A 20574-nucleotide genomic window follows, 5' to 3' on the forward strand; every position below is an offset into this window, starting at 1 on the left:
ACCGTTCACGGGTTCGTCATCGAGGCCTCGCTCCGAGCATCATCTCGAGATGCTCCGCTCGCTCCCGGGCGACCTGCTCCCGCAGTCGGCGGCGTCGTGCCGCCTCCCGGCACTGCTGATGCTCGCCATTGCCCTCGAGACAGGGTCAAGGGCCCAGGGTGAGCACCGGGGATGGGGAGGAGTGCGGCAGCAGGGCCACCGGACAGCGCAGGGCTGGATACCGCTGGGCCGGACAGCACAGTGCCCCGACCCTCCGGAGAGGATCGGGGCACTGCGGTGCTCCGGTGGGAGCGGCGTGATCAGGAGATCACATCATGCCGCCCATTCCGCCCATGCCACCCATGTCGTCGCCGCCGCCGGCCGGGGCCTTGGGCTCCGGCTTGTCGGCCACGACGGCCTCGGTGGTGAGGAACAGGCCCGCGATGGACGCCGCGTTCTGCAGCGCAGAACGGGTGACCTTGACCGGGTCGATGATGCCGGCGGCGAGGAGGTCCTCGTAGACGCCGGTAGCAGCGTTCAGGCCCTGGCCGACGGGGAGGTGCTTGACCTTCTCCGCGACGACGCCGCCCTCGAGACCGGCGTTGACCGCGATCTGCTTGAGCGGTGCCTCGATGGCGACCATGACGATGTTCGCCCCGGTGGCCTCGTCACCCTCGAGGGTGAGCCTGCCGAAGGTGTCCGCACCGGCCTGCAGCAGCGCGACGCCGCCACCGGCGACGACGCCCTCATCCACAGCAGCCTTGGCGTTGCGCACGGCATCCTCGATGCGGTGCTTGCGCTCCTTGAGCTCCACCTCGGTGGCGGCGCCGGCCTTGATGACGGCCACGCCGCCGGCCAGCTTCGCGAGGCGCTCCTGGAGCTTCTCACGGTCGTAGTCCGAGTCCGAGTTCTCGATCTCGGTGCGGATCTGGGACACGCGACCGGCGATGCGCTCGGCGTCGCCGGAGCCCTCGACGATGGTGGTCTCGTCCTTGGTCACGACGACCTTGCGAGCCTGGCCGAGCAGCTCGAGACCAGCGGTCTCCAGCTTCAGGCCGACCTCCTCGGAGATGACCTGGCCACCGGTGAGGATGGCCATGTCCTCGAGCATCGCCTTACGACGATCGCCGAAGCCCGGTGCCTTGACGGCGACGGACTTGAAGGAGCCACGCAGCTTGTTGACCACGAGCACCGCGAGCGCCTCGCCGTCGACATCCTCGGCGAGGATCGCGAGCGGCTTGCCGGACTGGATGACCTTCTCCAGCAGCGGCAGCAGATCCTTGACGGAGGAGATCTTCGAGGAGATCAGCAGGATGTAGGGGTCCTCGAGGACCGTCTCCTGGCGATCGGCGTCGGTGACGAAGTAGGGCGAGATGTAGCCCTTGTCGAACCGCATGCCCTCGGTGAGCTCCAGCTCGAGGCCCATGGTGTTGGACTCCTCGACCGTGATCACGCCTTCCTTGCCGACCTTGTCCAGCGCCTCGGCGATGAGCTCGCCGATGGCCGGGTCAGCGGCGGAGATGGCTGCGGTGGAGGCGATCTGCTCCTTGGTCTCGATCTCGTGAGCCTGCGAGAGCAGGGTCTCCGTGACGGCTGCCACGGCCTTGTCGATGCCGCGCTTGAGCGCGATCGGGTTGGCGCCGGCGGCCACGTTGCGCAGCCCCTCCTTGACGAGGGCCTGTGCGAGGACGGTGGCGGTGGTGGTGCCGTCGCCGGCGATGTCGTCCGTCTTCTTGGCGACCTCCTTCACCAGCTCCGCGCCGATCTTCTCGTAGGGATCGTCGAGCTCGATCTCCTTGGCGATCGACACGCCGTCGTTGGTGATGGTGGGCGCGCCCCAGGACTTCTCGAGCACGACGTTGCGGCCCTTGGGGCCGAGGGTGACCTTGACGGCGTTCGCGAGCTGGTTCATTCCCCGCTCGAGGCCGCGCCGGGCCTCCTCGTCGTATGCGATGAGCTTGGCCATTGTGGAATCTCTCCCGTGTGGTGTGGTGTCCACCCGACCCTGTGCCCGCGACGGACGAGAGCCGACGCCGTGTTCATGTCCCACAGCGGCGACCCCCTCACGGGGCCGGAATGTTCGTGGTCGGCGAAGCGGTGGACCGCCTGCCGATCGTGCCCCCGGTGCGCGCGAGCTCGAGCGCACGAGGCGCTGTCACTCTCGATCACCGAGTGCCAGATCATCATAAGCACTCGAAGGCGGAGAGTGCTAACTCTCTGCTCATGGCGGACACATCGGTCGAGTCGCTGTCGGGTCGCAGTCGCTTCGCCCTGTGTCAGAGCCCCGCGCTGCGGAGCCCTCCGGAACGGCCCGGGAATCTGGAGAGCGACAGGCGCCGACCTCCTGGGTCGCCGCCTGCCGCTCGAGCCTCCTGCTGTCGAGAGCGAGCTCTGTCAGCCTTCGCCCTCGGCGTCACCGCCGGCATCGCCGGGCTCAGCCACGGCGACCAGGGTGATGCGGGCGTCGTACTCGTCGCTCTGACGGGCTTCGCCGGCGCCGGCGCGCTCGGCGAGAGCCTGAGCGGTGTCCGCGTCGCCCTCGTCGCGGTAGAAGACCACCGGCTCCTGCTGGGCGTTGTCCGAGGTGGTGACGCTGACGTCCTCCCAGCCTTCACCTTCGAGGGTGTCGCGCCAGGTGCCGGCCAGGCCGTTGATGCCGCCGGCGTTGACCACCAGCACCGGAGTGGTGAGGTCGGGCTCGGGGGCGGGCTCGGCTTCCTCCTCGGCAGCGGTCTCCTCGGCACTCTGCTCGGCGGCTTCGCTCTCGGCCGCGGCGGAGGTGGGGTCCTCTGCGCGGTCATCGCCGTTGTTGCCCATGCCTCCGATGAAGAAGAGCAGCACGACGAGCAGCACCGCGGCGGCGCCGATGATGATGATGTACAGCAGGTTCTCCCGCCAGAACGGGAGCTCGGCGCGGTGGGCGCCGTGGAAGGACACGGCGTCCGCCTCATCGTCGAAACGGTCCGGCGGGTACGGATACTGGGAATCAGCCACGGCCCCATTAAACCTGCTCCACCCGCGCCGGGTGCGGAGCACACGCCCTGCGGGTGACTCCGCTCAGGCCACTCGGTGGGTGTCGGCGGCGCCCGTGGCGCCATCCTCGGACGTGCGCCGGCCCCGCAGTCGGTGGACGACGGAGGGCGCGGCCCGCAGTGCGGCGGGCTCGTCCAGAAGTGCATTCAGACGCACGTAGTACGCGACCTTCGACAGGCCGATCTGCTCACGGATCGCCCGTTCCTTCGCGCCGACGTAGCGGAAGGTGCGACCTTCGAGGGCGAGGATCCGGCGGTCCCGCTCGCTGAGCCCGCCCTGCGGGCCGGGCAGTGACGCATCGGACATCGTGGCGGGAGTGTCGTCGCCCTGCTCCGGTTCTTCACCCGCGGAGAGCTGCTGCTCCGATTCTGTGGCCTCCACAGCCTCCACAGCCTCCAGAGCCTCCAGAGCCTCCGCAGCCTCGACGGTTCCCGCGGCGGCGAGCGCTGCGCGGGAAGCTCGATGAGCGATATCGGAGGACATAGCCCCAGGGTAAGGGCCGGGACGCGCCGGTCCTGTCCGGCGCGCCGCTGACCCGGCCCGGGTGGGGAACGGCTCACGCGCGCCGCTCAGCGGGGCGCCGGTGACTGGTCCGGTGGAAGACTGGAGCCGTGTCGACATCGCTCGCCGAGAACATCGCCGCCGACTGGGCTGAGGCGCTCGCGCCCGTCGAACCCCGCCTTCGGGAGCTGGAGGGGTTCCTGCGTTCCGAGGAGGACGCCGGTCGCGGCTATCTGCCCGCTCCTGATCGGGTGCTGCGCGCCTTCACGCGCCCGCTGGCCGAGGTGCGGGTGCTGATCGTCGGCCAGGATCCGTATCCGACCCCTGGCCATCCGATCGGGCTCTCCTTCGCGGTGGAGCGGGAGGTGCGCCCGCTGCCGAGGTCGCTGACGAACATCTACACGGAGCTCGAGAGCGATCTGGGGATCCCGCGCGCACCCCATGGCGATCTCTCCGCCTGGCAGGACCAGGGTGTGCTGCTGCTGAACCGGGTGCTCACCGTCGCCCCCGGGGCCGCCGCCTCACACCGTCGCCGCGGCTGGGAGGAGATCACCGGGCAGGCGCTGCGCCAGCTGGTGGCGCGCGGCGGTCCGCTGGTGGCGATCCTGTGGGGACGCGATGCCCAGTCCCTGATCCCCCTGCTGGGCGAGGTGCCGTACATCGCCAGCCCGCACCCCAGTCCGCTGTCGGCCTCGCGAGGGTTCTTCGGCTCCCGGCCGTTCTCGGGTGCGAACGCGTTGCTCGCGAAGCAGGGTGCGGCGCCGATCGACTGGCGCGTCGGGGACTGACGCGGGGACTGACGCCGGGGATTGACGCCGCCGGCGCAGCCCGGGCTCAGCCCTCGGTCCAGACCCAGCTGTCGAGGATCTGCCGGATCTCGGGAGACAGCTCCGTCGCGCCGTGGGTCTCGACCACGATCTGCACCACGTCATCGGCCACGTCGGCGCAGTACATCTCCCCCACCGCGTCCTGTCCGTCATGGGTGCCCGTGGTGCGATGCGCCGCGAGCTCCTTGCCGTCGAGGGTGATCGGGTCCAGCTCCTCGGGGTCCCCGGGCTCGTCCCAGCCGAAGCCCGTCCAGGTGGCCTGCGTGCGGCAGGTCATCACCGCGTGCAGGTCGGAGTCGAACATGTACACCGTGATGCTGTTGGTCGCGAAGCTGTAGAGGTCATCGGGGGCGATGTCCTCGTCGGCGAGCTCCGCCACTCCCACGGCATCCGCCGGATCTGCACTCTTGTTCAGGTCGAACCAGGTCGCCGGGTAGGAGAAGCTGAAGAACTCGTGCTCGAAGGTCACCAGCTCGGGTCCGCTCGCGGTCTCCGTCGGCCCCGGCGGGGAGCCCCGGTCCCGGCTCACGAGGTAGACCACCCCGCCGGTCACCGCCAGGAAGACGATCACCAGCAGGGTCAGGACGCAGGCCAGCGCGCACCAGAAACCGGTGCGCGAGCGCTGCTGCGGCGGGGGCCGCTGCCCCGGATATGGATGCCCCATTGGTCTCCCCCGACGTGCTGACATGATCCGCGAACGGCACTGCCCGCAGCTGCCCCGCCATAGTACGGCGGACGCTACTGTGGTGGCACGTCGCACGCCCTGCTCCTTACCCCGCCGTGGAGGACCCGATGCCCCTGCACACCACTCAGTTCACACCGCAGGGACCAGGGGTCGACTACGACCCCCACTGGTACCGCAGGGCCGTCTTCTACGAGGTGGTGGTGCGCGCCTTCGCCGACGGCAACGGCGACGGCACGGGCGACTTCTCCGGCCTCATCGAACGCCTGGACTACCTGCAGTGGCTGGGCATCGACTGCCTCTGGCTGCCGCCGTTCATGGCCTCGCCGCTGCGCGACGGCGGCTACGACATCTCCGACTACGAGGCGGTGCTGCCGGAGTTCGGTTCGATCACCGATTTCGAGCGCCTGGTCAGCGAAGCCCATCAGCGCGGGATCCGGGTGGTCATCGACCTGCCGATGAACCACACCTCGGACAAGCACCCGTGGTTCCTGGAATCGCGTTCGGACCCGGAGGGGCCCTACGGCGACTTCTACGTGTGGTCGGACACCGACGAGAAGTACTCCGAGGCCCGCATCATCTTCGTGGACACCGAAGAGTCCAACTGGGCCTTCGACCCCGTGCGTCGGCAGTTCTTCTGGCACCGCTTCTTCTCGCACCAGCCCGATCTGAACTTCGAGAACCCGAAGGTCCGCGAGGCGATGTTCGACGTCGTGAAGTTCTGGATGGACAAGGGCATCGACGGCTTCCGCGCCGACGCGATCCCCTATCTCTACGAGGAGGAGGGCACGGACGGGGAGAACCTCCCCGCCACCCACGACTTCCTCGCCGAGCTGCGCAGCTACGTCGACGACCACTGGCCCGGACGCGTGATCATCGCCGAGGCGAACCAGTGGCCCCGCGACGTCGTGGACTACTTCGGAACCGAGGAGAAGCCCGAATGTCATATGTGCTTCCACTTCCCGGTGATGCCCCGCCTGTTCTACGCACTGCGTGAAGGCAGCGCCCGCCAGATCATCGACATCCTCGAGGACACCCCGGAGATCCCCCGGGGTGCCCAGTGGGGGACCTTCCTGCGCAACCACGACGAGCTGACCCTCGAGATGGTCACCGGGGAGGAGCGCACCGCGATGCTGGGCTGGTACGCCCCGGACTCCCGGATGCGGGCGAACGTGGGCATCCGTCGGCGTCTGGCGCCGCTGCTGGACAATTCCCGCAGCGAGCTCGAGCTGATCCACGCCCTGCTGCTGTCCCTGCCCGGCTCCCCGTTCCTCTACTACGGGGACGAGATCGCGATGGGTGACAACATCTGGCTCACCGATCGTGATGCCGTGCGCACGCCGATGCAGTGGACCCCCGATCGCAATGCCGGGTTCAGCGAGATCACCGATCCCGGCAAGCTGTACCTGCCGGTGATCCAGTCGCTCGTCTACCACTACGCCACCACCAATGTGGAGGCGCAGATGGCGCATTCGAGCTCATTGCTGCACTTCGTGCGCTGGATGCTCGCGGTGCGCAAGGAGCACGAGGCCTTCGGCATGGGCGCCTACCGCAACGTCCCCGCCGATTCGGACCGCGTGCTCGCCTTCACCCGCACCTACGACGGGGCCGAGCACGGCGAGGACGCGGAGTTCCACGCCGAGACCCTGCTGTGCGTGTTCAACCTCTCCGCACGTCCCGTGACCGTCTCCCTGGAGCTCGGAGGGCTGGCTCGGCGCACGGTGCGCGACCTGTTCGGCGGGCACGAGTTCCCGCCGGTGGGCGAGGACGGCTCGATGACCATCACCCTGGGCGGGCACGGCTACTACTGGCTGAAGGTGCGCCCGCTGCACCCCGACGGGGAGCCGATGACGGTCACCACCGCGCTGCCGGTGATCACCGTGGAGGATGCCCAACCGCCGGCGAGCTGACGCCTGCTTCCAGGGCGGGCGGGGCCAGTCAGTCCGAGCGGGCGGGGTCCGTTAGCCGGAGCGGGCGGAGCCTCGTCAGCCTGTGAAGGCTGCGGCGAGGGTCGCGCCGGCGAGGACGATGCCGCCGACCATCGCGAGGATCCCGATGACCTCCATCGGGATCCAGAACACCGAATGGGGACCGTGGCGGCCGATCGCGCGACGGCCATCGGCGATGACGGACTCGATCATCTGCGCCGCCTCCTCGGGGCTGCTGGGCAGCGTGTTGCCCACGACCAGCACTCCGCGGTCCGCTGCGTCCTCGAGCCGGGGCCGTTCGGCCGCCTCCCACTGCTCCGCCCGCTTCCGGGGCAGGAGCACGTTGAGGTACCATCCGTGCACTGCCGTGATCGCCCCGCCGATCAGGATCCCCAGTCCCGCCAACGGTCCTGCCGCTGTCGAGGACTGCAGGATCGAAGCGCCGAGCAGCCCTCCCAGAAGTGCCGCACACGCTCCGATGTACACGATGGCCAGGCCGCCCCATCCGCGCCAGATGATCATGTGGTCCCCTCTCGATCCGGCACCTGCGGCGCCGGCGCCCTTGAACTGCCCCGGCATCCGCCACGGCACAGTGGTCGAGGGTATCGGGGTCCCCGGATCGGCGATATGGGGAGAACTCCCCTGCGCACCACCGCAGGCGATCTCCTCCTGCCTCGCCTCCCGCTAGATGCCGACGGACCGTGCGCATGGCCAGTGAAAAATCTCCGTTGCACACCTGCCCCGTGCCTCGAGCACGCCCGATGTGCCATTCTCGGGGATCGGCACGAGGCACGGGCACGAGGTCCGAGCTCGAGATGCGGGCGGCGGGACACTGTCTCGGCGCAACGGCCGAGACAGCGTGACGAAGGGAGAATGCGGTGGCAGAGCCCCGTTCAGCGGCACAGGAGGCAGGCGATCCGAGCACGAGCCCGGAGCGTCTGCTCGAACTCACCGAGAAGCATCCTCAGCTGCAGCGGATGATCCTCCTGAACCCGTCGTGCCCCGAGGTCGCGCGCCAGTGGATCCTGGCCACGAACCCGTGGGCGAAGCGTGCCTACGAGGAGAGCCGTGAGCAGGATGTCTCCGAGCCAGAAGCCTCTGAGAGGGACACTGCCGACGACGACACCCAGGTCGCAGGTCTCGCTCCCGTCCCGGTTCCCGACACCTCCTTCGATCTGCAGCCAGAATCGGTCGCGGAGCCGGCAGCCGAGGACCCCGACGACGTCTCTGTCTGGGGCGACTTCGGAGACGACGCCTTCTGGAACGGCGCGGACGACTCTGACGAACCCGCGTCCGGTGCCCCGGCCTCCTCCGTGAGGATCGCGCAGGACGCGGGCGTGGTCCCCCTCGGTCCGGCGCCCTCCCCGGCATCGCCGGATGCTCCGGCCGCGGGCGCCGCGGCTGCCGCGGCACCCGCCGCCCCCCCGGCCCCCGGCCCAGCACCAGCACCAGCCCCAGCCCCCGCACCCGCCCCCCCCCCACCACCAGCTCAGCACCCGGACTACGCCTTCCCCGCCGTCCCCGGTGCCTATGACGCCACAGCGATGCACGGCGCGCAGTCCTCCGCCGCACCGCAGTTCCCGCAGGGGCAGAGTCCGCAGACGCCCTACGGTGCCGCGGCATACGGTGCCGCGGCACCCGCTGCGGCAGCTGCCGCGACGCCCCCTGCACAGCACCCCGGCGCGACGGACGACGAGGGCTCCGGGCCCTCCCGCCGCATCTGGTGGGCCTGCGGCGGTTGCCTGCTGCTCTCCCTCCTGCTGGTGGTCGTCATCGCCTTCGCCGGACGCGCCTGGCTGTCCGCAGACGACGACGGGTATGAGCGAGACAGCTCGACCACGGCACAGGAGGCCCCGGCGGAGCAGCCCACCGAAGAACCCACCGAGGAGACCCCCAGCCAGGACCCGGTCTCCCCTGCCCCCGACGGCGCACAGGAGATGACCGAGCTGCGCTCCCCGACCGGGAACATCATCTGCCTGCTGGAGGGCGACTCGGTGTCCTGCAGCGTGCTCGAGCGGGACTTCGGCGAGTCCGGTCTCGAGGACTGCGAGAACGGTCCGTTCTCGATCCAGGTCTCCGACGGCGCAGCCGCCACGGCCTGCGGATCGTCCTTCCTCAGCGACACCGCGACTGCGCTCGAGTACGACCAGAGCGCGACCTCCGGGAATGTCGCCTGCACCAGCCGCTTCGACGGCATGACCTGCTGGAATATCATGACCGGCAAGGGGTTCATGGTGAACCGGGTGACCTACGAGACGTTCTGACCCCCGGCGCGGACGCTATCGGGATCGCAGAACAGCCCCTCACCGGAGCGCATCGGAGACGATGCCCTCGCAGGTGAGGGGCTGTTTTTCGAGCTGGAGACGGGAATCGAACCCGCAACCACCTGTTTACAAGTCGAGCAGGGCCGCTTTGTCCTATGCCATTTCGTGACCTCCCGTGCCTGGTCAGACACTTCTACGCGGTTCCGGTTGCCCGTCGTCTCGTCTCATTTCGCGCCGTTTGTGAGAAATTCTGTGAGGGCTCGTGAGCGCGCCTTCGCCGCCCTTACCCCAGCAGATCAGCAGGCGACCCGTCCTGCACTTCGTAGCCGTTCCACCGGCACAGCACGTTTGTGCCGCCCGGGTCGTCTGCTCCCCACGGTCCCGCTATCGGCGACTGCATGAACTCGTTATCGGCCTGCGATCCGTACCAGGCGACATCCTCTGCGACGTCGCGGAGGTCGCCCGCGTCGTCCAGCTCGGTCGTCCATAGCACGCACATCGTGTGGGCCATGTCGTCGCCGTCGGCGAAAATCGCGAGCTCGGGCGCGTCCGGGTCAGGCGTACGGCTCGGCGTCGGCTCCGGTTCGGTGGCCTGCTTCTCGCTCACGGTCTCCTCGGCGACAGGCGCTGCGCTCTCCTCCTCTTTCGCCGAGGGGCTGCAAGCAGCGAGGCTCAAGACCAGGGCCGCAGCCGCAGCGAGGGCACCGCGACGGATTATTGAACTCACCATTGCGCGCGACTCCTTCACTCGGCGGGGCGGAACTCGCCGCACCCGTCCACGGTGAGCGAGTAGGCAGAACTTCTCACGGTCAGCTCGACGCGCAGAGCGCTCGTCGAGAAGAAGTTGTCGATGATGCCTCCCGACTCATCGGTCAGCTCCCAGTAGCAGCCGTCGAACGGCTCGCCGTCGCCACTCTCGGACACGTATGTACCGGGCTGTACCTCCTCGCCGACGAGATAAGTACCCGAGTGGAACATCCGCCCCTCGGCGCGTATCTCGTCGTCCGCCGCACCGATGGCGACTAGCTCTCGCACCGCCTCGGCATCCGGGTGCTCCGGGCAGAGGACGAGCGCACCCTCGGTCTCGTGCCGCTGTCCCTCGGTCATCGGCCTAGGTCCGAAGGTGCCCGCGTTACCCATCATCGTCTCGCCACACATCGAATAGAGGATGTGGAGCGAGTCACTATCCGGGCCATACGCTCGCTCCAGGGCTTCCTGCTCGACTTCCAACTGCACGGCCATGTCGTCGTAGATCGTGCATCGTGTATGCGCCTCGGCACTGTCCTGCCACACTCGTTCCAGCGAGTAGTAGTTGTAGCTGGTCGTTCCCGTTCCGCCGTTGCATTCCATGTCCAGCTCACGCACCAGCGGCGATTCGGGCAGCTCGGGAGTCGGTGACGGTGTGGGGGTCGGCGTAGGCGACGGTTCGGTCGTCTCCGCCTCCGTCGTCACCTCGGCGACCGGGGCAGCCGACGCCGAGTCGGTCTCGGGCGCACCAGTGCCGCCACAGGCGGCCAGCATGACGGCCGCGAGCACCGCAACAAGGGTCGAACTACCTCGGCGAGCGCGACGGCTCAGGACATGCGGGCGCTTGGGCAACGTTGACTCCTCTGGAGGGGCGCAGCGACGAGAGGGGCCGCGCTCGGCCAGGTTAGGTCCTGTTTCAGACACTTGAGCCTCCTTCCGTCCTCACTGTTGCCCTTCCGTCACCTTGGAGCGATCCACGCCACCCCACACGCCCCACACCTCGCCCGCCTCGGCGGCGTAATCGCGGCACAGCGCCGCCAGCGGGCACCGCGCGCACAGCTCGGCCGCCCGTCGGCGCTCGGCGGCCTGGTCGGATGTGAACGGCTCGGGGGCCAGGCGGCACGGTGGCGGCTCCCCCGCCCGCTCACGTATCGCTACGGCGTGCATCAGCTCAGCGCGAGCCGAGGCCGTCGCCATGATCCTCCTCGGCGCGGTCGGCAGGGATGCGCCGATCCCGGGATGCTGGGAAGTCGTGAGCGTCACCGGCCCCACCGCCCCGACCGCACCCGGCGCGGATCGTTCGCCGTCCCGTCCAGCACCACGGCACCGCCCGGGCCGTAGCCGCCGCCGCGCGCCGCAATCCGCGCCCGCTGGTCCAGCGGCATCGTCGGCCGCTGCATGGCCCGCTCAGCGAGGCGCACAGCATCTCGGCGACCCCTCGGGACCGTCACCATGCCGCGCCCGGTCTCGGGCTGGTCCATCAGGTCCGACACCACCATGCCCACCGCAGTCACGATGTCGTCGTGCGTGCCCGGCGGATTCTGGAGCTTGACCGTCCCCGGCCCGGTCTCCACCATGCGCGTGCTCATGAACTCCTCGCGCACCTCGGAGTCGTCGGGCAGGGACAGCGCACGATCGCGCAGGGCGACGAACAGGGACCGGGCCAAACGGTTCGCACCTGCCGAGCTGAACACGTACTCCTCGGTGCGGATGCCCGCCCGGGCCAGGTTCCCGGTGAGCTGTTCGGCCTGCATCCGATCGAACCGCAGCCGCGCCCGGTAGGCCTTGCACACGCGCATGACGGCCGCCTCCACCTCGGCGAGGTCCACCCGCCCGCCGGTGTCCCGAGGCCGCCAGAACAGCGCCCGGTCGATCACCACGCGGCGGCCCGCATCGGTGCGCTCGGCGTGGCCCACCACCAGCGCGGTCAGGTCGCGCCGGGTGCCCACGTCCAGCGCGGCCACGTACTCGGTCCCCGGGTGCGGGTCGATGACCGCCGACCCGCCCCGGATCGCCGCGTCGACATCCTCGGGCGAGGTCAGCGCGTCGTCGGACTCGGCCCACTCGCACAGGATCAGCCGCCGCCACTCCGAGGCGGTCAGGTCCGCCCGGGTCGAGTCGATGTCCGCCGGGGACCACCACGGCGAGGGGCCGGGCGTGCGCGAGGTGTGCCAGTGCTCCGAGGCCCTCGCCTCGCCCCACACCTCGGCCCCCATGCTCGTCGGCGACCCTGCGGTACCGATCACCAGCAGGCGCGAGCCCGGCACCTTCGGCACCGCCGAGACGATCGCGCCCCACAAGCGCCGGTAGTTGGTCGTGGCGGGCCACATCGCCAGCTCGTCCACCACGGTTAGCCACGGCCGCGTGCCGTACGCGCTCGCCCCGTCCGACGCCTCCACGCTCAGGGTTGCCTGCGAGGACTTGACCGTGATCGCCCGCGCGCCGACCTCCAGCGCCCCGCCGAGGCCCGGCGTCCTGCCGACGATTCCAGCCACCGCGTCGATGAACAGCGCCGCCTGGTCGTGGTCCACCGCATACACGTGCACCCGCGCCCGGGGCGGTGCCTCGGCCAGCAGCAGGGCGAGGGTGAGCGCCGCAAGATCGGTCGTCTTGGACATGCCGCGTCCCCTCAGCAGGTAGTGACGCCGAGGCGGGGCGGGGCCGTCAGTGTTCCCGCTCGGCAGCGCCTCGGGGGCGGCCGGTCTCAGGATCGCCTCGGCGTCGGCGCGTTGGAATGGGTGAGCGGCCTCGCCCCACGTCCTGCCGTCCTCCAGCTCCATCCCGGACATGAGCGCGAGAGCATCGAGCCCGGATGCGGTGCGGGTGCTCATCGGTCGGCCTCCTGGTCGGTGGTGGTGGTGTCGTTCGCCGGGGCGGGCTCGGTGGTAGCTGTCTCCGCCGGGCTCGGCTCAGGGGCCAGGCCCGCCGCCGCATGGTGCCGGGCACTCTGCTCCATCGCCGCCCGCCCGGCAGACTGCACCGAGGCGAGCATCCCGACGACAGGATCGGCGGGCGCTTCGATACCTGCCGTGCGCTGGGATGCCAGGGCCGCCCGGCCCCGCTCGGCCAGGGCGTCGAGGTCTACCGCCAGCACCGAGGCCGCCGCCCGCTCCCGGGCGAGGGCCGCCTCAGAGCGCGGGTCCAGCCCGAGCCGTGCGCGATGGTCGGCGGCGTGCTTCTCCAGCTTCGTCAGCCATGTCAGCGTGCCCGGGCGCGGCTCACCGGTGGCCGGGTCGATCGGGCCGACCTCGGCGATGTGGCGTCGCATCAGGGTTGCCTGCGCCTCCAGCGTGGCCCAGGCCGCCACGGACTCCGGATACGGGGCCAGGTCCGGCCGGGCCTCCAGCATCCCGGCGGCCAGGTGCTCGGCGAGCTGACCATAGACGCGGGGCGAGCGGTGCCCCGATCGCAGGTTCACGGTGTTGCCCGGCGCGAACGGCGGCCGGGTGCCTGTGCCGCGCGCGGGGCCGCCGTGGCCCGGCCCGTGCGACTCGGTCGCGGTGCCGTCCTTGCGCAGGGCGCGTGTCGGCTCGGGCGGCGGTGTCTTGCGGGGGCGTCCTCGGCGGCTCATCGCGCACCGCCTCGGGCAGCCGTGCGGCGGGCCGGGCCGCGAGTGCCGCGCGACGGGCTGGAGGGTGCGAGCCCGTTACCGAGGTGGACGTGAGCCCACGGGGTGCTGTTCGCCCCGCCGCCGACTGCACCGTGACCGAACAGGCCGGTCAGGGACTCCTCACGCACGGCGAGGTCCAGCGCCCGGGCGGCATCATCCCGCCCGGTGCCGCGCAGGTGCTCGCCGAGAGCGCGCGCCATCGCGGCGACGCCGAGCGATCCGACCGCCGATGCGGCGCGACCGCAGGGGCGGCACAGGTGGCCGTCGATCCGCTCGCGGATCGCACCGGCGCTGGACCGGCCGAGGGTGTGCAGGGTCGCCGTGCGCGGGAACCAGACAGCATCTCGGGCGCGGTCGCGGCCACCAAGGACCACGACGTGATGCGCGGGCACCTCCACCGTCGCCACGCCGCAGAACATGCACGGTCGCCGATCCGGCGCGGGCAACGGCACTGCGGGGGCGGTGGTCGCCACGCGATAGGCGAGCACTCCGCCGATCCTCGCCCGGGCAGCGGCGCGCATCTCGGCCGTGGCGGCGGCGAACGGCACCGCCGCGCACTGGTGTGCGGTCACCTCGCGAGCGTGATACGCACTGGTCCACTGCACAGCGCCGCCGACAACCGCCATGCTGTCCACGACGTACCGGGTCAGCACGGCGTCGCGCATCATGTGGTCGGCCGGGACGCTCGCGCCGATCATCGCGAAAGCGTCGAGCGCCGCCGTGAGCTGATCGTGCGCATGGGCGGGGCCGAGGCGCGCGGCGAGCGCGGGGTGAGCGCGCAGGATGCGGGCCGTCGTGACAGTGCGGTCGGCGCAGTCCGGGCACGTCGAGAACGTCACCGCTGGTGTGCCCCCGCCGTTCGGGTGCGGCACCGTCGCTCCGTTCGGATAGGTCATCATCGCGCGCACGGCGCGGTCAACGACCACCTCGCCGCGCTCATCCTCGGGGGCCACGGGCACGCCGCAGCGGCCGCAGGCTCGCGCGCTCTCGGGCATCGCCGAGGTGATCAGCGGGGCGTCGGTTGTCGCGCCGTCGGCATGGTTGGTGGTGGTGTCGGTGGTGGTCATCGTCGCGCCTCCTCGGCGGTCGTGGTCGGGTGGGGTCGGTCGGGGGTCGGTAGGCCCAGGCGCTCGGCCATGTCGTGCACGACGGCGCGCCTGCCGAGGGGGCGCAGCAGGGCCACCTCGTCGGCGGTCAGCTCGGCGGGCTCGGGCGAGACGGGCCGCCTCTGATCCCACACGGACTGGTACGGCGGTAGCGGGGCGGGTAGCGCCGTGCGGTTGTGGCGGTGCTGTCTCATCGGGTGACCTCCTCGGGGAGCATGCGGGCGTAGACCTCGGCCTCGGCGTCGCCGCGCATCTGCTCCTGCTGTTCAGCAGTCAGCAGGGCTAGCAGGCGACGGCGGATGCTTGCGCGCACCGCCGCCGCGAAGCGGTTGCACAGCGCGCAGTAGTTCCGGCGCGAGCCGATCCGGCCGGGGTGCCCGTGGATCGCGCAGTCGGGGCATCCGAGGAACGGCCGGGCGGCCTCGGGTGACAGCGGCTGCGCGGACGGGGTGGACACCGCGCGGCGGTTCTCCTCGGTGTAGAGACGCGATTGAATCGGCGCGGGCCGCAGCGCGTAGGCGTCATGGGGACAGGTCATCAGGTCTCCTCCTCGGTGCCCTCGGCGCTGATCGTCGCGTCGGGCGTGGTGGTGCTGTATCGGGTGATCGGCGGGTCCAGCAGAGCCGCCAGCGGCCCGTGAACGTGCCGGACCGACTCGCGCGCGGGCTCGTCGGACTCGGCCGCCCTTGGGGCGGTCCTGGCCCGCCTGCGCGCGCTCATGGCCGCCGCCCTGCGCGGGTACGGACGCGGCGGCGAGCGTGCGGCAGCACGCGGCCCTCGGCGGTGGCTCGCTGGTCCGCTTTCGCAGCGGCGAAGCGGTGTGCGCAGACGCCGATGCACTCACCGAGCGAGTACCGGGCGGGCCAGGTCCAGCAGGGCGCACCGATGAGCACTCGGTGGCGGTGGCAGGGCACGGCGAGTGCGGTGGTCAGTGTTCGCCGGGCAGCGGCTCGCCGGGCGAGGTCATCGGCCCGTATCTCGGTGGTCATCTCGGTTCAGCTCCTCGGTTCGGTTCGGCGTGGTTTCGGCCCGGATCGTCGGGCGGCGTGAGAGTTTCTGTGAGAGCTAAGGGCGGGCGACGCTCTGACCTGCGCGGCAGGGTCGTCTCCCACCTGTTCACAGAACAGGTGCGGCCCTCGGCGAGCGCTCATCGGGCCACCTCCTCGGCGGCACTTGGCGCGGGGTCGGAACCGATAGGTCGGTTCTGCGCGTCCAGCGCGTCCAGGTCGCGCGGCGAGAGGCGCGCGGCCGCGATCCACTCGGGCGGGTAGTCGGTACATGACTGCCCGATCAGCTCGGGGTCGATCGTCAGCACATACATGCCGGGGCGTGGGCGGTCCAGGCAGTGAGCCACGCGCGAGTCGATGAACGGATCGTCGACGACCGCAGCCTGGCCGTGGCTGTGCCAGCTCGCACACCACGGGCACCGGGCGATCAGCTCATCGGGCGGCGCAGACGCGCGGTGCGCGTAGGCGTAGGGGCGGCCGGGGGAATGTCGGCCGCTCTCAGATCGGGCGGTGTCGGTCACGTCGGCTCCTCGGTCGGTTCGGTCACTGTGGACGGATTGTGGATAACGGGACTCATGTGCACGCGGCGTCGGGACACTTATTGTCGAGTTGATCAAATCGGGCGAGCGGCCCAGCCCTAGACCCCCGCCCTGGAGGTCTCCGGCACCTCGCGTACAGCACTCCCCCTGTACGCACCCCCTCTTAGGGAGGGGGGTGCGCGTACAGGTAGGGGCCGCGTAGGGGCGCGTATAGGTGCCCGTATAGCTATTGACCTGGTGTTTCTTCTCCGCCGTACAGGTGCGTACAGCTCCCCGTACAGGGGTCGGCGCGTAGGGGGTGCGTATAGGTCCCCGTATAGGTCCAAGCGCGCTCATCGGGCGGCCCCCCAGCGCTTCGGTCGCCCGTTTGCCGCGTCCCCCTCGTCGACCACACGCACCCGCCCCTCGCGAGCCAGCGCCTCCAGCCGTCGCCTAGCCCGCGCTTTCTGATTCGCGTCGGGCTTGTCGGCACTGAACAGTGCGTGCGCCGCCTGCACGGCCGACACCCCGTCAAGCCGCGCAGCCATGGACACCAGGTCGGCGGTCAGCACCACGCGCGACCGCCCGGCCACGTGGTCGTGCTCCACGTTCAGCGGGCCGACCTCTTCTGCGGGCTGTTTCAGGTGCCGCACCTTGACCACCGGGTCACCGGCGCGGCCGATCATCGCCAGCACCGACCCTGCGCCCGCCGTGAGCCACGTCGAGCCGTACACATCGTCCAGGCCCTCCAGCGTCCCGCCCTTGCGCTGGTGGTGCAGCTCCAGCACCTCCACGCCCTCGGCGAGCACGGTCTGACGGGCGGTGTTCCACCCTGTGCCGCCCTCGTCGTCGACCACCGAACCGGTGTCTTTCAGGCTGTCGATCACCACGGTGTCGGCTCCGGCCTCACGACACATGCGCAGCAGCACCTCGGGGTGCTCGGTGAGCTTCGCGGGCGGTGGCCCCTGCCAGATGCTCAGACGCTCGTCGAGTAGGGCTCGCTCGCTCTCGCTCACCATGCGCCGCAGGGACCGCAGCGTCTGCGCCGGGCGATCCATCGCCAGATAGAGCACGCGACCCTCACCCGGGCTGACGGTCTGGTCCAGCAGCTCCGCGAAGCGCTCCAGGCCGCAGCGCCCGAGCATGAACTGTTGAGCAAGCGTCGACTTGCCGACGCCCGAGGGGCCGACGATCAGCAGCGCCTCACCATGCGCCATGAGCACTTGACCCCTGGCACCCCAGATCGGCACCGGGTGCTCGGGGGTGTCCAGGATCAGCGACCCGCCCGGTTGGATCAGCCGCGAGGGCGAGGCGTCCACCTGGTCGCCGCGCAGCACCTCGGCGGCGGCGTCACGGATGCGTAGGCGGCGCACCTCGGCGGCCACCTCGCGCAGGAAAGCGTCGTCGGGCTCCACTGCCTCGGGCTCGGTCGTCGTCAACGTCGTCTGCTCCTCGGCCACCTCGGCGGCCGCTCGTGGTCCTCGGTCGGCCCGTGCCTCGGCCGGGTGCGCGGTGCCCCATCGCCAGCCGCTCCGCACGGTCGCCCGAGCGGTCTGCTCGCGCTGTCGCCGGGGCTCCTCGCTGGGTCGGTCCCGGTACGCCTGCACCAACCGCTCGCGCACCTCGACGGGGTCCAGACCTTCGCCCGCCGTCGCGCACAGCGCCGCGCAGACACCGGCGGCGCGGTTCAGTGCGTCATTCCCTGCGCCGCGCTCGGCCTCGGCCACCATTCGCACCAGACCGTCGACGCGGCGGGCGGCCAGGCCCTCGGCCAGCGGCACGGGCTCCAGCGCCTCGCGCCCCACACCGGTCGGCCCAACTGCCTCGGCGGGCTCCGGGCCCTCGCCGGGGTCGGGGATGGGCCACTGCACGCCCAGCTCGCGGGCCAGCGCTTCGGGCTCCCAGGTGCGCACCGTGAGGTCGTCGGGGCGGATCAACCATGCGACGGGCTGGGGATCGCGCTTGTGGTTCAGCGTCCCGGGCGGGCGCAGCACGTCGTTGTCGTTCACCTTGCCGGTGTCGTGGTGCTCGCCGCCGATCATCTGTCCGAGCGCCCGGCACAGCGCGGTGTGTGCGTGCTCGGGGACGCTCTCGGTCATGCGCACGTAGATGTGCCCATGTGGGGTGCCGTCGGCGGCGGTCGACCCGCTCGCGACAGCCCACGCACCGAGCGCTCGTGCACGCTCCAGGTCGACCGGACCGTCGATGTCGGCGTGCGCGTGGCGTCGGGTCGTGGCCCGTCCAGCGGCGCGGACCCGGGCACCCATGAGCGGATAGGGGCAGGTGAACACGTCGACCCCTAAGTCGGACTCCAACACCAGCGCCTCGGCGAGTCCGTCGAGCAGGGCGGGGCGGTCATCGGGGATGCGGCCCTCGCCCTCGCGGATACCGCGCAAGGGTTGCCAGCCGATCCCCTCGGCGGCGCGTCGGTCGAGTGTTGCGGCGTGCACGTAGCCGGTCGTACCGTCGAACAGCTCGCGCAGGTACAGCCGCAGGTCGGCAGTGCGCTGGTCCAGACCAGCGGGGCGGCGGTCGGTTTGCGTCATGGTGTGGCCCCTCCCGGGCCGAGGTCGACGCAAGCGCGGCCCTACTGCCAGCCGCTCGGTCATCTGTAGTACGTGTAATGCCAGGTCATGCCCTATGGCGGGCGGTCTCGCGCCGCTACGATGGGCAGTGCGTCATGCTCGGGCCGCCGCTCCTCCGGCGACCCCCTGCGGCCCTGCTCCTGGTCAGAGCGGGGCCGCACTCATGTCTGCGGCTGGTCATCGCGGGGACCCGCCGGACGCGATGAACTCGGTCACAGCCGACTCGGGGATGCGGACCAGGCGGCCGACGCGCACGGCGCGCAGATCGCCCTGCCGGATGAGCCGATAGACGGTCCCCACGTTGGTCCCGGTGTGCCGGGCGAAGTCCTCGGCCCGCCATAGCGGCTCGGGCCCCGTGGGCGATGGTGCGGCGGTTGTTGCGGTCACTAGCTTCTCTCCCGTTCCAAGGTGCAGGTCTGTTGTTTTCTGCGCCCTCAGCATGTCTCGTTGCGAACCGGAACGCTAGGGCTGTAGTTTGGGTTCTATGAACACATCCAGTCCAAACGGGCCCCGGTGGGAGACGGTCAGCTACTCGCGTCCGAGCGCGACCGTGGACCAGTACGGCGACCTACAGACCGGCGGCCCCCTAGAGCTAGTAGTCGTCGTGACCGACGGGCGCGGCGGGCGATGGGACGCCACGGTGAACGGCGAGACCGTCACCTCGCTGACCACGCACGGGGTCGACGGGAAGGGCGTCACGCAACGCGCCCTGCGGTCCCTGCCTCTCGCCACGGTCCACAAGCTCGCCGTGACCCGGGCCGCCGAGTACCGGGCCGCCATGGCGAGCGGGGCGCGCACCGCCGACGCGCACAGCGACCCCCTGGCAGCGACACCTGCCAGCCATGGGGACGACGACCCGATGCTCACCGGCACGTCGATCCCACGGGCAGAGTTCGCGGCCGCATGGCGCGAGGAAGGGGCACGGCGCGTAGATGAACAGGGGCGGGACCGTCCGCCCCGGCGTCAAGCCCTCGCCGAGCGCTACAAGGTGTCGCGCGCGCGGATCGACGATTACGTGCGCGAGGCCCGAGACCACGGCGACATCGCTCCCGCGAGCACGGGGCGCAAGCGCGCATCACAGACCACCGGCGCAGACCGCGCCGAATCACAGAATGAGGAGAACGGACGATGAGCAGGACAGGAAACCGCCTCGCGCTACCGGCGCAGGCTGACAAGCTGTGCGCCTCCTGCGGCGCGAAGCGCGGCAACGTGCGCAAGGGCTGGTCACAGATCACGCGGGCCGATCAGGTAGTCGGCTGGACGTGCCCCGATTGCCCGAGGGCCGATGAGCCGATCCGCCGCACCGTCACCGGCCGGGGTGCCGTCCGGTTCCGCGTCGTCGTCGACGCGACCCCGGCCGGGGCCACCAAGCGCCGTCAGGTGACCCGCACGGTGGACTCGCTGGAGAGCGCCCGCCAAGTGGTCGACGACGTGCGCGCCGAGGTCGAGCGGTCCGGCCGCTACGATCGCGCGTTGACCGTGGATCAGCTCCTCACGATGTGGCTGGAGCAGCCGCGCGAGGATGAGGTCAGGGCGGTGACGCTGGAGGGTTACGCAGCCGTCCTCGCGCCCGTGCGCCGCCACCTCGGGGACGTCCCGATCGATGAGGTGACGCCTCGGCACGTCGCCGATCTGAAAGCGTGGCTGTTCGCCAGCGGCGGCCGCGCAACCAAAGCTCATCCCGAGGGCCGCCCGCTCTCGGCGCGCACCGTGCGCGGATCGCTCCTGCACTGGTCAAGTCCCAGGTAGTGGTGTAGCGATCCTTCGATGAGGGGTCAGGCTGTCAG

General features: G+C 70.7%; 23 protein-coding genes. 5 read left to right on the top strand and 18 right to left on the bottom strand.

Translation table 11 applies throughout. The features are described 5' to 3' along the window. Positions 1 to 307: 307 nt before the first annotated feature. From groL to ACTH43_RS03165, 3 genes are all read right to left on the bottom strand, one after another. On the bottom strand, positions 308 to 1945 hold the full coding sequence (gene groL, locus ACTH43_RS03155) for a chaperonin GroEL (RefSeq protein ID WP_441443473.1): 1638 nt from the start codon (positions 1943 to 1945) through the stop codon (positions 308 to 310). A gap of 428 nt (positions 1946 to 2373) precedes the next feature. Continuing rightward, entirely contained in the window at positions 2374 to 2973 is a 600-nt protein-coding gene (locus tag ACTH43_RS03160; RefSeq protein WP_441443474.1) for a LytR C-terminal domain-containing protein, read from the bottom strand. A gap of 63 nt (positions 2974 to 3036) precedes the next feature. Continuing rightward, complete coding sequence (locus ACTH43_RS03165; protein ID WP_441443475.1) at positions 3037 to 3495, bottom strand: DUF3263 domain-containing protein; 459 nt, start codon at positions 3493 to 3495, stop codon at positions 3037 to 3039. A 128-nt stretch (positions 3496 to 3623) separates the two neighbouring features. On the opposite strand from ACTH43_RS03165, the gene ACTH43_RS03170 reads away from it, so the two are divergent. Then, positions 3624 to 4301, top strand: coding sequence for a uracil-DNA glycosylase (locus ACTH43_RS03170; RefSeq protein ID WP_441443476.1), 678 nt, complete (start codon positions 3624 to 3626; stop codon positions 4299 to 4301). Positions 4302 to 4347: 46 nt separating this feature from the next. Here the strand turns inward: ACTH43_RS03170 and ACTH43_RS03175 are convergent, their stop codons facing one another. After that, positions 4348 to 5004 carry a hypothetical protein gene (locus ACTH43_RS03175; protein ID WP_441443477.1) on the bottom strand — a complete coding sequence of 219 codons (657 nt, stop codon included), beginning with the start codon at positions 5002 to 5004 and terminating at the stop codon, positions 4348 to 4350. 128 nt (positions 5005 to 5132) lie between these two features. Here ACTH43_RS03175 and treS point away from each other — a divergent pair, with 128 nt between their 5' ends. Continuing rightward, positions 5133 to 6932 (top strand): maltose alpha-D-glucosyltransferase, encoded by a 1800-nt coding sequence (gene treS / locus ACTH43_RS03180; protein ID WP_441443478.1) that lies wholly within the window; start codon positions 5133 to 5135, stop codon positions 6930 to 6932. Positions 6933 to 7007: 75 nt separating this feature from the next. Here the strand turns inward: treS and ACTH43_RS03185 are convergent, their stop codons facing one another. Next, positions 7008 to 7472 (bottom strand): hypothetical protein, encoded by a 465-nt coding sequence (locus ACTH43_RS03185; protein ID WP_441443479.1) that lies wholly within the window; start codon positions 7470 to 7472, stop codon positions 7008 to 7010. A 356-nt stretch (positions 7473 to 7828) separates the two neighbouring features. Between ACTH43_RS03185 and ACTH43_RS03190 the strand changes: the two genes are divergently transcribed. Next, positions 7829 to 9214 (top strand): variant leucine-rich repeat-containing protein, encoded by a 1386-nt coding sequence (locus tag ACTH43_RS03190; protein WP_441443480.1) that lies wholly within the window; start codon positions 7829 to 7831, stop codon positions 9212 to 9214. Between the two features lie 283 nt (positions 9215 to 9497). Here the strand turns inward: ACTH43_RS03190 and ACTH43_RS03195 are convergent, their stop codons facing one another. The 13 genes from ACTH43_RS03195 to ACTH43_RS03255 all read right to left on the bottom strand — a co-directional run bounded on the left by ACTH43_RS03195 (position 9498) and on the right by ACTH43_RS03255 (position 19174). After that, positions 9498 to 9821, bottom strand: coding sequence for a hypothetical protein (locus tag ACTH43_RS03195; protein ID WP_441443481.1), 324 nt, complete (start codon positions 9819 to 9821; stop codon positions 9498 to 9500). A 137-nt stretch (positions 9822 to 9958) separates the two neighbouring features. After that, positions 9959 to 10750 (bottom strand): hypothetical protein, encoded by a 792-nt coding sequence (locus ACTH43_RS03200; protein WP_441443482.1) that lies wholly within the window; start codon positions 10748 to 10750, stop codon positions 9959 to 9961. A gap of 153 nt (positions 10751 to 10903) precedes the next feature. Next, positions 10904 to 11158: a WhiB family transcriptional regulator gene (locus tag ACTH43_RS03205; protein WP_441443483.1), complete on the bottom strand. Its 255-nt coding sequence runs from the start codon at positions 11156 to 11158 to the stop codon at positions 10904 to 10906. 62 nt (positions 11159 to 11220) lie between these two features. Further along, complete coding sequence (locus ACTH43_RS03210) at positions 11221 to 12792, bottom strand: terminase large subunit domain-containing protein (RefSeq protein WP_441443484.1); 1572 nt, start codon at positions 12790 to 12792, stop codon at positions 11221 to 11223. Then, on the bottom strand, positions 12789 to 13532 hold the full coding sequence (locus ACTH43_RS03215; protein ID WP_441443485.1) for a hypothetical protein: 744 nt from the start codon (positions 13530 to 13532) through the stop codon (positions 12789 to 12791). Before ACTH43_RS03215 ends, ACTH43_RS03210 begins: the two co-directional genes overlap by 4 nt. Beyond that, complete coding sequence (locus ACTH43_RS03220; RefSeq protein WP_441443486.1) at positions 13529 to 14638, bottom strand: hypothetical protein; 1110 nt, start codon at positions 14636 to 14638, stop codon at positions 13529 to 13531. Before ACTH43_RS03220 ends, ACTH43_RS03215 begins: the two co-directional genes overlap by 4 nt. Continuing rightward, a complete protein-coding gene (locus ACTH43_RS03225; protein WP_441443487.1) occupies positions 14635 to 14871 on the bottom strand; it encodes a hypothetical protein in 237 nt (78 codons plus the stop codon). Before ACTH43_RS03225 ends, ACTH43_RS03220 begins: the two co-directional genes overlap by 4 nt. Further along, positions 14868 to 15215 (bottom strand): hypothetical protein, encoded by a 348-nt coding sequence (locus ACTH43_RS03230; protein WP_441443488.1) that lies wholly within the window; start codon positions 15213 to 15215, stop codon positions 14868 to 14870. The genes ACTH43_RS03225 and ACTH43_RS03230 overlap by 4 nt, the downstream gene beginning before the upstream one ends. Then, positions 15215 to 15397, bottom strand: a complete 183-nt coding sequence (locus tag ACTH43_RS03235; RefSeq protein WP_441443489.1) for a hypothetical protein — start codon at positions 15395 to 15397, stop codon at positions 15215 to 15217. Before ACTH43_RS03235 ends, ACTH43_RS03230 begins: the two co-directional genes overlap by 1 nt. Then, entirely contained in the window at positions 15394 to 15666 is a 273-nt protein-coding gene (locus tag ACTH43_RS03240; RefSeq protein WP_441443490.1) for a hypothetical protein, read from the bottom strand. The genes ACTH43_RS03235 and ACTH43_RS03240 overlap by 4 nt, the downstream gene beginning before the upstream one ends. 158 nt (positions 15667 to 15824) lie before the next feature. Further along, positions 15825 to 16205 (bottom strand): hypothetical protein, encoded by a 381-nt coding sequence (locus tag ACTH43_RS03245; RefSeq protein WP_441443491.1) that lies wholly within the window; start codon positions 16203 to 16205, stop codon positions 15825 to 15827. A 350-nt stretch (positions 16206 to 16555) separates the two neighbouring features. Continuing rightward, positions 16556 to 18748: an AAA family ATPase gene (locus ACTH43_RS03250; protein ID WP_441443492.1), complete on the bottom strand. Its 2193-nt coding sequence runs from the start codon at positions 18746 to 18748 to the stop codon at positions 16556 to 16558. Positions 18749 to 18964: 216 nt separating this feature from the next. Next, entirely contained in the window at positions 18965 to 19174 is a 210-nt protein-coding gene (locus tag ACTH43_RS03255) for a helix-turn-helix domain-containing protein (protein ID WP_441443493.1), read from the bottom strand. 97 nt (positions 19175 to 19271) lie between these two features. Between ACTH43_RS03255 and ACTH43_RS03260 the strand changes: the two genes are divergently transcribed. Together ACTH43_RS03260 and ACTH43_RS03265 are read left to right on the top strand one after the other, a co-directional pair. Further along, complete coding sequence (locus ACTH43_RS03260) at positions 19272 to 19919, top strand: hypothetical protein (protein ID WP_441443494.1); 648 nt, start codon at positions 19272 to 19274, stop codon at positions 19917 to 19919. Continuing rightward, positions 19916 to 20536, top strand: a complete 621-nt coding sequence (locus ACTH43_RS03265) for a hypothetical protein (RefSeq protein WP_441443495.1) — start codon at positions 19916 to 19918, stop codon at positions 20534 to 20536. The genes ACTH43_RS03260 and ACTH43_RS03265 overlap by 4 nt, the downstream gene beginning before the upstream one ends. Positions 20537 to 20574 lie beyond the last annotated feature (38 nt).

Origin of the sequence: Brachybacterium sp. (genome assembly GCF_052095815.1) — a bacterium.
Taxonomy (GTDB): Bacteria; Actinomycetota; Actinomycetes; order Actinomycetales; family Dermabacteraceae; genus Brachybacterium.